Source organism: Rhodopila globiformis, from assembly GCF_002937115.1.
GTDB classification, from domain to species: Bacteria; Pseudomonadota; Alphaproteobacteria; order Acetobacterales; family Acetobacteraceae; genus Rhodopila; species Rhodopila globiformis.
In genome coordinates this window covers 1-13,862 of record NZ_NHRY01000090.1, presented here as the reverse complement: position 1 = coordinate 13,862, position 13,862 = coordinate 1, and the positions used below count along the sequence as shown (strand labels likewise).

Annotated in this window: 10 protein-coding genes; 2 read left to right on the top strand and 8 right to left on the bottom strand. The window is 68.6% G+C overall.

Annotated elements, in window-relative coordinates; translation table 11 throughout:
* From CCS01_RS09855 to CCS01_RS09840, 4 genes are all read right to left on the bottom strand, one after another.
* On the bottom strand, positions 1 to 1,310 hold a 1,310-nt coding region (locus CCS01_RS09855), incomplete at its 3' end, for an MFS transporter (protein WP_104518655.1).
* Positions 1,310 to 2,296: a glycosyltransferase family 9 protein gene (locus CCS01_RS09850; RefSeq protein WP_239992089.1), complete on the bottom strand. Its 987-nt coding sequence runs from the start codon at positions 2,294 to 2,296 to the stop codon at positions 1,310 to 1,312. The genes CCS01_RS09855 and CCS01_RS09850, both read right to left, overlap by 1 nt.
* Before the next feature lie 148 nt (positions 2,297 to 2,444).
* Positions 2,445 to 3,860: an HlyD family type I secretion periplasmic adaptor subunit gene (locus CCS01_RS09845; RefSeq protein WP_104518657.1), complete on the bottom strand. Its 1,416-nt coding sequence runs from the start codon at positions 3,858 to 3,860 to the stop codon at positions 2,445 to 2,447.
* An 11-nt stretch (positions 3,861 to 3,871) separates the two neighbouring features.
* Positions 3,872 to 4,096 carry a hypothetical protein gene (locus CCS01_RS09840; RefSeq protein ID WP_146101647.1) on the bottom strand — a complete coding sequence of 75 codons (225 nt, stop codon included), beginning with the start codon at positions 4,094 to 4,096 and terminating at the stop codon, positions 3,872 to 3,874.
* 106 nt (positions 4,097 to 4,202) lie between these two features.
* Between CCS01_RS09840 and CCS01_RS09835 the strand changes: the two genes are divergently transcribed.
* The gene (locus tag CCS01_RS09835; protein ID WP_104518653.1) at positions 4,203 to 5,615 is read left to right on the top strand and encodes a lytic transglycosylase domain-containing protein; all 1,413 of its coding nucleotides are present in this window, start codon (positions 4,203 to 4,205) and stop codon (positions 5,613 to 5,615) included.
* Between the two features lie 379 nt (positions 5,616 to 5,994).
* Here CCS01_RS09835 and CCS01_RS09830 read toward each other — a convergent pair whose 3' ends face one another.
* The 4 genes from CCS01_RS09830 to CCS01_RS09815 all read right to left on the bottom strand — a co-directional run bounded on the left by CCS01_RS09830 (position 5,995) and on the right by CCS01_RS09815 (position 12,279).
* The gene (locus CCS01_RS09830) at positions 5,995 to 6,771 is read right to left on the bottom strand and encodes a class II aldolase/adducin family protein (protein ID WP_104518652.1); all 777 of its coding nucleotides are present in this window, start codon (positions 6,769 to 6,771) and stop codon (positions 5,995 to 5,997) included.
* Positions 6,772 to 6,868: 97 nt separating this feature from the next.
* A complete protein-coding gene (locus CCS01_RS09825; RefSeq protein WP_204848206.1) occupies positions 6,869 to 7,756 on the bottom strand; it encodes an NAD(P)-dependent oxidoreductase in 888 nt (295 codons plus the stop codon).
* Positions 7,757 to 8,444: 688 nt separating this feature from the next.
* Positions 8,445 to 8,750, bottom strand: a complete 306-nt coding sequence (locus CCS01_RS09820) for a response regulator (RefSeq protein WP_104518651.1) — start codon at positions 8,748 to 8,750, stop codon at positions 8,445 to 8,447.
* Complete coding sequence (locus CCS01_RS09815; protein ID WP_104518650.1) at positions 8,743 to 12,279, bottom strand: CheR family methyltransferase; 3,537 nt, start codon at positions 12,277 to 12,279, stop codon at positions 8,743 to 8,745. The genes CCS01_RS09820 and CCS01_RS09815 overlap by 8 nt, the downstream gene beginning before the upstream one ends.
* A 317-nt stretch (positions 12,280 to 12,596) precedes the next feature.
* Between CCS01_RS09815 and CCS01_RS09810 the strand changes: the two genes are divergently transcribed.
* Positions 12,597 to 13,544 carry a chemotaxis protein CheB gene (locus CCS01_RS09810; protein WP_204848207.1) on the top strand — a complete coding sequence of 316 codons (948 nt, stop codon included), beginning with the start codon at positions 12,597 to 12,599 and terminating at the stop codon, positions 13,542 to 13,544.
* Positions 13,545 to 13,862 lie beyond the last annotated feature (318 nt).

Here is a 13,862-nt window from a genome sequence, read left to right as displayed (position 1 = left end):
CTGCCGCCCACCCCCGGCACCAGCGTGAACACCAGCGCCACCAGCGCCGCTCCGGTCGATTGCCCCAGCAGACGCGCCGTCGCCTGCATCCCGCTCGCGCCGCCGGTGCGGATCGGCGGCGCCGAGGTGATGATCGCCCGGTTGTTCGGCGTGTTGAAGAACCCGAACCCCAGGCCGCACAGCGTCATCCGCCAGACGATATCGCCCGTCGCCGGATGCGCCGGCAGCAGCCCCATCGCCAGCAGCCCTCCCGCCATCACCGCCAGCCCGCCGCCGCCCAGCAGCCCGGCCGGATACTTGTCCGCCAGGCGCCCGGCGAACGGCGCGATCACCGCCACCACCAGCGGCCAGGGAGTCATCAGCAGCCCCGTCATCACCTGGTCCATCCCGAAGCGGTGCTCGAACAGGAACGGCATCGACACCAGGCCGATGGACTGGGCGATGAAGGCGCAGACCGAGCTCGCCACCGACAGCGCGAACAGCGGAATCCGCAGCAGGTCCACCGGCAGCATCGGCGCCGTGCGGCTCAGTTGGCGCACCACCAGCACCACGCCGCACACCGCCGCGACCACCAGCTCCGCCATCACGTGCAGCCGGGAATCGCCGTGCCCGAACTCCGCAATGGCGAACAGCAGCGTGCCGAACGCCACCGCCTGCAGCGCGGCGCTGGTTGAGTCGAAGCGGATGCCCGATCGCGGCGTCTGCGGCAGCGCCCACAGCGCGATGAACACCGCCAGCACGCCCAGCGGCACGTTCACCGCGAACAGCCACGGCCACGGCGCCACGGATAAGATCCCCGCCGCCACCGTCGGCCCTGTCGCCGCGGCGATCGAGCCCACCGTCGCGTTCAGCCCCATCCCGCGGCCCAGCCAGCGGCGCGGATAGATGAAGCGGACCAGCGCGCTGTTCACGCTCATGATTCCCGCCGCGCCGAAGCCTTGCAGCGTGCGCGCCAGGATCAGCGTCGACAGCGACGACGACAGCGCGCAGGCCAGCGACGACACGGTGAACAGCACCAGCCCGGCCTGGTAGATCCGCCGGTAGCCATGGATCTCGCCCAGCGAGGACAGCGGCAGCAGCGAGATCGTCACCGCCACCTGATAGGCGTTCACCACCCAGATCGACATCGCCGGCGAGGTGTGCACCTCGCGTGCGATCGTCGGCAGCGCGACGTTGGCGATGCCGCCGTCCAGCACCGCCAGCGTCAGCCCCAGGGCGATGGTCAGGATCGCCCACAGCCGCTGCGGCATCGGCACCCCGTCCGGCGGAACCGTCTCGCGCTTCAGAGGGGGGAGCGAGACGTCCGGCATCAGGCCTGCACCGGCTCGGCTTCGCTCTCCTGGGGCAGGCTCTCCAGCACCGCCTCCACCGGCAGATCGGTCAGGTCGTCGCGTTGCAGGACCCGGGTCCAGCGGCCGCGCGGGGCGCACAGCGCCGGGTTGGAATCGCGGGAAAACAGCGTGATGGCGGGGCAACCGGCGGTGGCGAGCAGGTGCATCGGACCGGTGTCGTTGCCTACGGCGAAGCACGCCGCCCGCGCCATGTCGGCGAGGTCGCCGAACCCGGTCTGCCCGGTCAGGTCGATGGCGGCGGGGATCTCGGCTGCCAGCTGCTGCTCCGCCGCCGAGCCGATCACCACCGGCGCGATGCCGCGATCGCGCAGCATCGCCGCCAGGGCCTGGTAGCGCGCCGCCGGCCAGCGCTTCGCCAGCCGGTTGGGCGAGCTGCCCGGCACCAGCACGGCGAAGTCGCGCGGCAGGCCGAAGCGGCCGATGTCGCCGCGGCACCAGGACATGTCGGGGGGCGCGAAGTCGGTGATGCCCGCCTGCCGCAACTGCCCCTCCTGCCGATCCATGTCATGCAGGGAATTGCGGCGCGGATCGCGGTCCGGCAGCGAGCAGCCATAGGCGATGCCCGACCAGTCCGGCCGCTGCCGGGCCGGGAACAGGTGGAGGTAGCGCGACGACCGCACCGAGGTCTGCAGGTCATAGACGCGGCCGAACCGTCCGTCCGCCAGCATCCGCGCCAGCCGGCGGGTTGCGGCGAAATCCCAGCGGCTGGGCCGCGGATCGACCAGCACGTCGTCGAAATACGGGAAGGTGCGCAGCCAGCCGGCGAAGGCGGGGCTGGTCAGCACGCTGATCCGCGCGTCCGCATGATGCCGGCGGATGGCGGCGAAGGCGGCCATCGACAGGATGATGTTGCCGAACGCGCCCAGCTTGACGATCAGGATGTTCGGCCGAACCGGCTGTGTCGAAGGCAAATCCCGCATCACGCTGTCGTCCCGCCGCGCCATGAGCCTCCGTATCAGCGCCGCGGCAAGCCGGCAACATGCGGCCGGGCGGCATTGTCGTCACGGGCCGGGGTGTCGGCGCTGGTTTCGATCCGGGCCAAAAGTTGACGGCCGTGTCGCTGCCGCGGCCAGGCGAAGGAAGTCCGCGACGCTACGGCTCACGCATGCCTTCGGTGGCCAGTGGTGCGAACCGGCCCAATATGTAGTTCAGGACCGTCTGCCTGCCGATGCGGATGTCCGCCTGGATCGGCATGCCGGGGCTCAGGTGGAAGTGCGGCGGGACGCCGTGCAGGTCGATCTGGTCCAGGGTGATCCGCGACCGGTAGTACCACTGGTCGCCAGTCGTCGATCGCGGCACCGGCACGTCGCCGGTCGGGTCGCGCTGTTCGTCCTGTCCCGTGAAGCTGTCGGGGCTGATCATCCGCACCACGCCGCGCCCCATGCCATAGCGCGCATAGTTGAAGGTCTGGAACTTGACCTCCACCGGATCGCCGAGGCTGACGTAGCCATCCTCGTCCGCGGGGATATTGGCCTCGACTTCCAGCGGCGCGTCGGTCGGTACCAGGGTGATGAACTGCTGGCCGGCGGCCAGCACCGAGCCGACCGAGACCTTGCTGATCGCCATCACCGTGCCGTCGGTCTCCGCCCGCATCACGACCAGTTGCCGGCGGAACCGGTCCTTGTCGAATTCGTCCCGCGCCTCGATCAGCTTGCGGAGCACGCCGGTCAGCTTGTCCGAAACATCGTTGTGCCAGCCCTGGATATATTCATTGCGCTCGGCGACCAGGGCCGCGAGGTCCCGCATCGCGCCGTCCGCCGTCTCCCGCGCGTTATCCATCTCGCGCTGCATCTCGGCGCGCGAGTCCATGGCCGCCAGCGTGTCGAGCCTGGAGCCGACGTTCAGCCTCTGGAGTTCGGTGCGCATCTGCTCCAGCGCCTCGGCATAGCGCAACCGTTCGGCGTAGCCGGCTTCGTCGGACCGGGCGCGTGCGATGGTCGCCTGCAGGCTGTCGAATTTCTGCCGGTAGTCTTCAAGTTTGGAATGATACGCCAACTGCCGGTTCGCGTAGACGGCCGCCTGGAGCACCATGTCCGGATTCCTGCCCTTGTAGGTGAACGGGCGGTTGTGCATCTCGGCCTCCAGGCGGGCGACCTGTGCCTGGTATGTGCTGACCTGGGCGGCGGACGCGCCGGCGTCGGAGGCGGCGAAGGTCGGGTCGAGGCGGGCCAGGACCTGCCCGGCGTGGACGACTTCACCCTCGTGCACGTCAATCGAGCGCACGATCGAGGTTTCCAGCGGCTGGACGACGACCATCGGCGACCGCGCCACCACGACGCCCTGGGCCGTCACCACGCGGTCGACCCTGATGACGCCGCTCAGGGCGAACAGCACCGCGATCATGCTGCTGACCGTCAGCGTCAGGCCGCGGGCGATGCGCGGCATCGGCAAGTTGACGATCGCCGCGGACGGTGACTGGTACTCCAGGATTGCCGGCAGCGTCGGATCGAACCGGCTTTCCCGCACGGTCGTGATCGCCTTGGACGGGGGCCGGGGCAGCAGCCGCATGACCGGATCCTTCACTGTTGACGGTTCTGCTGGTTGCAGAGCGTGCAGCCAACGGCGTCGCGCTCCGCCAGCGCGGCGTGGGAGCCAATGTCGACGGCCTTGCCCTTCTCCATCGCCAGCATTTGGTCGTGACCGGCCAGGGATGGCAACCGGTGGCAGACGATGAACATCGTGCGACCGCGGGCGATCCGCCTGCGGTTGACGGTGACCAGGGCCTCCGCCCCCGAACGTGGCACGGACGCCATCCCGCCGCACAAAATGCGCCAATCCCAAAGATTTCCGCCGCTTCGCTCAGACACTGTGCTAACAGCGTCGCACACGCCTTGCGTCGGAATCCTGCCCATGAGTCGCCGCGTCGTCCCCACCGCCCCATCCCGGACGGGTCCGATCCTGTGCCTGACACTGCTGACGGCGCTCGCCGCATGCAGCAGCCAGCCAACCCGGCACTACGCCCGTCACCACCATCACTACTACGGCCCGACGCGTTACTATCCGCCGCCCGGGCCGCCGAGCGATCCGTGGGGACCGTATATCCGCGAGGCCTCCGGCCGGTTCGGCATCCCGCAACAGTGGATCCGCAGCGTCATGCGCCAGGAATCCGGCGGGCAGGAGGACGTGACCTCCTGGGCCGGCGCGATCGGGCTGATGCAGGTGATGCCGGACACCTATGACGGGCTGCGCGAGCGCTACGACCTGGGCGACGATCCGTTCGATCCGCACAACAACATCCTCGCCGGCACCGCCTACCTGCGGGAGATGTACGACCGCTACGGCGCGCCGGGCTTCCTCGCCGCCTACAATGCCGGGCCGAACCGGGTGGACCGCTACCTGAGCTACGGCACGCCGCTGCCGGACGAGACGGTGAACTACGTCGCCGCGATCGCGCCGAACCTGGGTCCGGGCACGCCAATGTCGGGACCGCTGGCGGTCTACGGCGGCGCGGTCACCCGCTATGCCTCCGCCCGCCGGACGCCGTCCGGCTGCGATCCGGACGCGGCGTATAACCCCGACGGGCCATGCACGCCGCTGCGCCCGGCGGTGGTGCAGCCGGTGGTCATGGCCTCGGCGTCGTCCGGCGGCGCCGGCTGCGACCCGGATGCGGCGTACAATCCCGGCGGACCCTGCACGCCGTTGCGTCCGGCGACGTTCCAGCCGGCCGTGGCGACCGAGACGCCGGCGTACAGCGCCGGCGGCTGCGATCCGGACGCGGCCTATGACCCGTCCCGTCCCTGCCAGCCGGTGCGCGCGCCAGTCATCCAGCCGGTTGCCGCGGCGGAGCCGTCCTACGGCAGCGCCGGATGTGATCCGGATGCCGCCTATGACCCCACCCGCCCATGCCAGCCGCTGCCGCCGTCGCCGGCGCCGGTTGTCGCGCAACCGCTGCCGCCGCCGCGCATCATCGCCCACGCGCCGCCGCCGGCCCGCTATGGCGGCGGCGCAAGGCCGATCCAGGAAACGATGGCGCGGCGGGTCGCCTACACACCGCTGCCCGCCGGCCGCTGGGCCATCCAGGTCGGCGCCTTCGCCAGCCTGACGACGGCGCAGAACGCGGCCGAGCATGCCCGCATGGCGGCTCCGGACCTGCTGCGCACCGCCAAGATCGTGCTGCCCGCAACTATCCCGTTCGGCAATCAGGTGGCGTTCCGCGCGCGCCTGCTCGGGCTGACGCAATCCACGGCGGCGGATGCCTGCGGGCGGCTGAACGGCCGGGGCATTGCGTGCATCACCGTGCCGCCGGAGCGGGGCACGTTCTAACTCGGGAGGCCCCCGGGTGGTGGAGGCTGTCGTGCCGGGGCCGGATGGGGTTTTTCCGGACATTCGGCCGCAATCCCCGCACAGACGAGGAACGAGGGAGTACTGAGGGCCACAGGGAAGAAGTCATTGCGTTGCGCATAACGTGCGACGCGACCAGCCCCATTGGAATGCGGCGCCGGACAGCACCGCGTGGCCGGACCAGGGGCCTGCCTGCCGCGACAGCGCCATCCGCACAAGGCCGCGTGCTGTCCCCCTGATCCCCTGTGGCCCTCCACTGTCCTCTGTTCGTCTCTGTGCGAACAAAAATACGCCCTCACCCACGCTGTCCCCGCCGATGAGGCACCACCCGGACCCGCGGCCCCGCCCGCCTCTCCCGACGTCAACTCCGGTACGACGGCCGCCCATCCTCAACAAGCCGCAGAGCCGCATCCCAAACCATCGCGTAATGCTCATCATTCTCCTGCTTCCGGAACTGCTCGGCGGTGTGCACCCGCACCGCTTCCGGCGGCAGCACGATCTCCTGCCCGCCGGACAGCGCGGCGACCTGCGCGGCGCAGGCGCGTTCCAGCATGTAGGTCATCAGGAACGCCTCGGGAATCGACGTGCCGCCCACCAGCAGGCCGTGATTGCGCAGGATCATCGCCTTGTGCGGCCCCAGGTCGGCCACAAGGCGCTGCCGCTCGTCCAGGTCGAGCGCGATGCCCTCATACCCATGATACGCCAGCCGCCCATAAAACTTCAGCGCATGCTGCGACATCGGCAGCAGGCCTTCTTTCTGCGCCGAAACGGCAATCCCTGCTTGCGTGTGGGTGTGCACCACGCACATCAGGTCCGGCCGCGCCATGTGGATCGCCGAGTGGATGGTGAACCCCGCGGCATTGACCCGCCGGAGGCTGACGTCGCCGTCTTCCACCACATTGCCGTCGAGGTCGATCTTCACCAGGTCCGAAGCGCGCATTTCGTGGAAATTCACCCCGTACTCGTTGATCAGGAAATGATGCGTCGGCCCCGGCAGCCGGGCGCTGATGTGGGTGTAGATGAAATCGGTCCAGCGGTGATGCGCCACCAGGCGGTACAGCGCCGCCAGGTCGCAACGAATCTGCCATTCTGATTCCGAAACGCCGGCCAGCGCCGCGGGAGAGGTCGCGATGTTCATGCAGTGTGATATCCCTTGAAACGTCTCCGCCAACCTCCCGCGGGTCGCCGCCCTCGTCAAGCCCGGCCATCGCGCCACGACGCGGCGGGGACCGTTCTTATTGCGGGTCGATCACCTTCAGCACGACGGGGTGGTACTGCGCCCCGTAGCCCGCCGCCTCGGCCTGCTTCAGCCGCTGCATCGCCAGCCTCGCCGCCGGCGTGTCCAGCCCGGCCGTGTCGGCCATCTCCAGCGCATAGGACAGGTCCTTCATCGCATAGCGGGTGGAGAACGCACGCTCCGGGAACACGCCGGGCAGCATCGCCTTCATGCCGTGGTTGCGCAGCACGAAGCTGTCGCCCGAGCCCATTGCCAGCGTCGGCAGCAGCACCTCGGGCGGCACGCCGTTGCGGCGGGCCAGCGCGATCGCCTCGGCCAGGGCGGCGGTGTGCTGGAACACCAGCATGTTGTTGAGGATCTTCACCACCTGGCCGCAGCCAACCGGACCGCAATGGGTCACGTCGGTGCCCATCGTCTCCAGGATCGGCCTGATGCGCGCGAAGGTTGCCTCGCTCGCGCCGACCATGATGCTGAGTTCGCCGCGGGCGGCAGCCTCGCGGGTGCGGGCGACGGGCGCGTCGGCGTAGTCGATCCCCTGCCCGGCCAGGCGCTGGCCGATATCCCGGGTCAGCGCGACCGAGGAGGTGGAGGTGTCGACGACGCACTGGCCGGGCCGCAGGTGCGGCTCCAGTTGCGCCACCACGGCAGCAACCGCCTTGCCGTCGGGCAGCGACAGCAGGATCAGGTCGCAGTCCGCCGCGATGCGCTCGGGAGACGCCGGGGTCACCCCCTGCCCGGCCAGCCGCTCCAGCGGCTCGGGGCGTAGGTCGTGCGCCAGGACGGGCAGGCCGGACCGGCGGGCCAGGTGGCCGCACATGGGCTCGCCCATGACGCCCAGGCCGATGAAGCCGATGCGGGCGATGGAGGGAGCGGGTTGCTGGGACATTCGGACGTTCCTTGCCAGGATTTCTGGTATCGACACGCTGACGGCCGTGCCCGGTTCGGCGAGCGACGGGACGGGCCGCCGACCGGACAGTGCCAGTCGCGCCGGTTGGCTTCAACGGCGCGGTCGTTGGTGCGGTCGTTCTTCCACCGTCATGGCCGGGCTTGTCCCAGCCATCTGCGCTTCGGCGGCGGAGGGTGGATGGCCGGGACATGCCCCGGGGGACGCTACAGCAGACCGCGGATCGGTTGGGACACAGAGGCGGCTTGTCTTCACCGTCATGGCCCGGCTCGTCCGCATACGCGCTAACTTTAGCGGCCGGGCGCGGCGAACCGTTCCGCCGTCATGGCCGCCGCAGGGCCGCCATCCACGCCTTGCGGTGCTGATACCGGCAGAAGGCGTGGATGCCGGGCCTACGCTGACCATGACGATGTGGCAACGGCCGTCGCCACTTTTATGCCCATACCGGACTGCCCCTGGGCGATGACGATGCAGCGTCGTTCCCGACCGTCGGGCGGCTACCTGACTTTGCGGTCGTTTCCGAGATGTGTGCATCCCGTAGGGACACGCCCGGCCATGAGAATGACGGTGCGCCGTCGATCCGTCCCAACCCATCTGCGGCCCGCTCCAGATGCCAGGCCGGAACTCAGGACTGCGCGTCCTGCCGGGCCGAGCAGGCACCCAGCAGGGCTTAGAGAATCTGGCTCTGCCGGAGCGGCTTGGTCAGGGCCCGGATGCCGCGATACCTGGCCTGCATCCTGTCCGGCAGCGTGTGCCCGCTGTTGAACACGAACGGGATGCCGCGCGTGAACAGGATATCGGCGATTTCCTCGGTATCCTCGGTGCCGAGCCGGACATCCAGCACGGCTCCGATCAGCGAAATGCCCTCGGCGCATTCCCGCGCCGAGGCGACCGTCACGGCGCTCCACACCTCGGCGCCGGCTTCCCGCAGGCCCTCTTCCAGGTTCAGGGCGATCATGATCTCATCGTCAGCCACCAGAATTCGCATTCCCTGAGACGGTTGCTTCGGCCCGATCGTCTGCTCCATCCGTTTCGTCCCTGACCAACTCAAGTTCTATTGTGCACGTCAAACCCTCGTGGGCAAAGTCACGCCGCACCCTCGCGCCCGGCAATCCGCGCTCGATCAGCGTGCCGCCAAAACCCTTCCTTGTCGGCGGCGTAACCGGCGGCCCGCCGGCTTCCTGCCACAGCACCCGGAGCCAGGGACGATCGTCGCGGGTCTCCAGTGTCCAGGCCAGGGTCACCTGCCCGCTCCCGACCGAGAACGCGCCATACTTGGCCGCGTTCGTCGCAAGCTCGTGCAGCACGAGCCCGAACGGCGTCGCCAGTTGTGACGGCAGCATCACCGGCGGCCCCTCGATGCGAAGCCGCTGCGGATCGCCGGTGACATAGGCTTCCAACTGGCTCCGCGTCAGGGCGTCCAGCTCGGCCCCTTCCCAGTGCGCCTCGACCAGCAGCTTGTGCGACCGCGCCAGGGCCGCCAGCCGGCCTTCGAACAGATCGACGAACTCTGCATTGTCCTGTGCGGTGCGCAGCGTCTGGCGCGCCATCGACTGCACCACGGTCAGCGTGTTGCTGACCCGGTGGCTGAGCTCGCTCAGCAGCAATTGCCGCCGCTGTTCCCACCGATTTTGGTCCGTCACGTCACGCGTGCTCTCCAGCACCAGGCGCCGCTCGCCCATCGCCAGCAGCTCGATCCGGCTCTCGATCGTCAGCGTCCGGCCGCTTTTGGTGCGGTGCAGGACCTCGCCGCTCCAGGCGCCGGTCTCCTGCAGCGACTGCCGGATGGCGTCGAAGGACGAGCCGGGAACGCTGGTCCGGAGCATCAGGTCCTTCCGCTGCCCGACCGCTTCCTCCCGCGTGAAGCCGTACAGCTCCTCGCTGCCGCGGTTCCACTGGACGATGCCGTCGTCGAAATCCCAGACGAAAATCGGCGCGCGCGACAGCTCCACCAGGCGCGTCTCCTGCCGCAGCCGCGTCTCGCTGTCCCGCAGCGCCTGTTCGATGCGGCGGCGGTCGGTGATGTCGATGAACGTCACCACCACGCCGTCGATCTTGTCGTCAACCGTGCGATAGGGACGGATCCGCACCAGGAACCAGCCGCCGTTCCGGCTCTGCACCTCGCGCTCTATCGGCGTCAGGTCGTTCAGGACGGTGCGCGCATGCTCGGCCAGCAGGTCGTAGTCGAGCTGGTGGGTGAAATCGGTGATCGGCCGTCCCTCGTCGGTCGTGGTGACGTTGAACAGCTCAGTCAGGCGCGGCGTGAAGCGCTTGATGCGCAGCGATGGGTCGAGGAACAACGTGCCGAAGTCGGTGGCGGCCATCAGGTTCTGCAGGTCGCTGTGCGCCCGCGACACGGTCTCCAGCTTCAGCTTCAGCTCGTTGTTGACCGTTTGCAGCTCCTCGTTGATCGATTGCAGCTCCTCCTTGCTGGTCTCCAGCTCCTCGGAGGTCGAGCGGTATTCCTCGTTGATCGACTGCAGCTCTTCGTTGGCGGCGCGCAGTTCCTCGTTGGCGCCCTCGAATTCCTCGCGCGTGCCGCGCAGCTTCGACTGCGCCAGATCCAGATCTTCCTGGAGTTTCCGGACGATTTCATTGGCGGGATCGGCCCCGGCCTTGCGGACGAGGCCCTCGGCGGAGTCCGGCCGGACGGCCTCGCCTTCGATGAACAGTATTAGGGCATGGTGGGCCGGGTCGCCGCCCTCGCGGACCGGCCTGACCTGGAGATAGACGCGATGCGGGGCGCCGTTGAACTGGACCAGGATCGACAGGCTGAGCGTCGTCTCGCCCCGTTCGAAGGCACGGTGCAGGGCTGCTCGGAGGTCGAAACGAAGCTCCGGACGGACCATGTCGATTGCATTGGTCGTCATCGGACCGCCCGCTGGCTGGAGAAAGCGGCCGGCCGTTTCGGACAGGTGGACGACATGATGCGATTCGTCAACCAGCATGCTGGGCGGCGCGATCTTCTCCAGCATCTGGCGATGCCGGGCGGCATCGCCGGCGGTGCCGGCGGACGCCGCGGCGCGCAGGGCGACCGGACCCTGGGCCGGCACTTGACGTGGCCCGAGCAGGACCGGCAGTCCAGGCCGCGTTTCCTTGGCCGTGGCGATCGAATGGAAGATCCGCGCGTCACGGTCCAGCGGGCGGAACAGGCCGGACGGCTGGTCCGCCGTCTCGGAGGCGCCAAGAAACAGGAAGCCGCCCGGATTGAGCGCATAGTGGAACGTATTGACCACCTGCTGTTGCAACTCGCGATCGAGATAGATCAGCAGGTTGCGGCACGAGATCACGTCCAGTCGCGAGAACGGCGGGTCGCGCAGCAGGCTGTGGCTGGCGAACAGCACCACGTCGCGCAGTTCGCGGCGGACGCGGTAATGGTCGCCCTCGTGCTGGAAGAACCGGCGCAGCCGATCCTCGGAGACATCGGCCCCGATGGTGGCGGGAAACCGGCCTTCCCGCGCCATCGCCAGGGCTGCGGGGTCGAGATCCGAGCCGAAAACCTGCATTTCCGGCCGCAGGTCCTGGCGTGCCGCTTCCTCCAGCAGCAAGATGGCGATGCTGTAGGCTTCCTCGCCGGTGGCGCATCCGGGCACCCAGACGCGGATCGGGCCGCCGGTTCCCTTCTTGAACAGCCTGGGAATGACCTCCCTGGCGAGCACCTCGTACGCTTTCGCGTCGCGGAAGAAGGTGGTGACCGAAATCAGGAAATCGGCGAACAGCGCCTGCGCTTCCTGGACGTTGTCGCGCAGATAGGCGTAGTAATCGACCAGCGTCTCCTTGCGGGCGACCTGCATCCGGCGGGCGATCCGCCGCAGGATGGTCGCGCGCTTGTACTGGCTGAAGTCGTGGCCGAGCCTGACGCGGATATGCGCCAGGATCCGCCGCACCGTCTCCTCGTCGCTCTCGCGGATCTGCTCCGGCATGCCGTGGCGGCGCACCTCCAGCAGTTCGACCAGGCGCTGGGCCAGCCCCGTAAGGGGCAGCACGAAATCGGCCATCTGGGTCGCGATCGCACTGCGCGGCATCGAGGCGTATTCCGCCTCGGTCGGGTCCTGCACCAGGACGATGCCGCCGGCTTCCTTGATGGCCTTGACGCCGACCGAGCCATCGGCGCCCGCGCCGGTCAGGATGATGGCGAACCCATCGTTCCGCTGCGCCGCCAGCGACCGGAAGAACTGGTCAATCGGCGCACGCTGGCGGCGCGCTTCCTCGAACGGCGTGGCCGTGATCATGTGATCGGAAATGTTGAGGCTGCAATTCGGCGCAATGACATAGACATGATTGTTCTGCAGCCGCACGCTGCCTTCGACCTGGGTCACCGGCATGGCCGTGCGGCTGGCGAGAATATTGGCAAGTTCGCTGCGATATTCCGGGTCGAGGTACACCACGACGACAAAGGCGGCGTTCGGCGCGTTGGGCAAGGCCTGGAAAAACGCCTGAAGCGCGTTGATCCCGCCGGCTGAAGCGCCGATTCCAACCACCGGCGGGTCGGCTTCTATATCCATCTTACCCTCCGAACTCACCGCCGGCCGAGACTGTTCCCTTACACGATTGGGCAACGTCCGCCAAACCGAACAGGCGCGGCAGGTCTCCCGTTGTTGCGTCCAACGGCCGATTCGGCCGCGGACGGAACCGGTTGCGCTGCCGCCACCTATACAGACTTATAGCGTGTAGGAGAAAGGTCCCATGGGCTAGAGCGTTTTCAGCCTGACTGGAAACGCTCCAGCTCATAATTTCACGAGCAATTTCATCGGCCTGAAATCGCTCCGCGATTTCCAGTCAGGCCGATATTGCTCTAGCGTGACATTATCGCCATCGGTGGATCCTTCGGCGCGGTCGATGCCGTCAGGCGACTGTCCGGCGCGTTGCCGCCCATCTGGCGGCGTCGCTGTGCATCGTCGTTCATATCGGCGCCCGGGGCAACAACATGCTGGCCGAGGTGCTCGACGCCCGGGCCGCCTTCACCGTCCGGACCGCGCGCGATGACGAGAGGGCGCGGCGCGGTTGCGCCTATGTCGCGCCGGCCGATCACCACCCGCTGGTGCTGGACGATGTCATCCGCCTGGGCCGCGGCCCGCGCGAGAACATGTCGCGCCCGGCGATCGATCCGCTGCTGCGGTCCGTCGGCGTCAGCTACGGGCCGCGGGCGATCGGCGTCATCCTGACCGGGATGCTGAACGACGGCGCGGCGCGGCTGGCCGACATGAAGCGGTGCGGCAGCGTGACCGTCGTGCAGAACCCGGCGGATGCCGAGGCCGCCGACATGCTGCGCGGGGCGCTGACGGCCAGCGACGTGGACTATCGCGCGCCGCTGGCGGATATGCCGGAGCTTCTGCTCAAGCTTATCGCCGAGGCGCCCGGCCCGGCGCCGGCGGTGCCCGAGGATATCTGCCTGGAGGTGGAGGTCGCGCTGGGCCGGCCGGCGGATGCCGCGACGACGATGAGGTTTGCCGATCCGGTGGCGATGTCCTGCCCGGCCTGTGGCGGCGTGCTGTCGCGGGTCCGGCGCTGGCCGCCGCTGCGGTTCCGCTGCCAGGTCGGCCACGCCTATACCGCGGAGACGCTGGCGGCGCAGGGCGAAGGCAACGTTGACGAGGCGTTGCGCATCGCGCTGCGGATCATCGAGGAACGCGTGGTGCTGATCGGCAAGATGACGGACGACGCCCGCCGCGGCGGCCTGGACGCCGCCGCGCGGGCCTATGAGCAGCGCGCCCGGGAATGCCAGGACCAGGTGGACGTGCTGCGGACGGCCATGAGGCAGAGCCTGTAGGCGCCGGCCGTTGCTCGTTGTCCTGAGCCCGGAGGCGCATTCAGGCCGGAGTTACAGCAGACCGCGGGTCGATTGAGACAGGGCGACGGCGCTCCCTCATCGTCATGGCCCGGCTCGTCCCTACGCAATGCACACCTCCTGGAAACGAGTCGGAAATGACCGTAAAATCAAGTGCTTGCCTGGGCGCCGCTGCGTTCCCCCATCGTCATGGCCCGGCTTGTCCGGGCCACCTATTCCAGCACTTGTGCCGCGACAGGTGGCCCGGACAAGCCGGGCCATGACGAAAGGGAAACGCCGCGGCGGACCGTTTCCGAGATG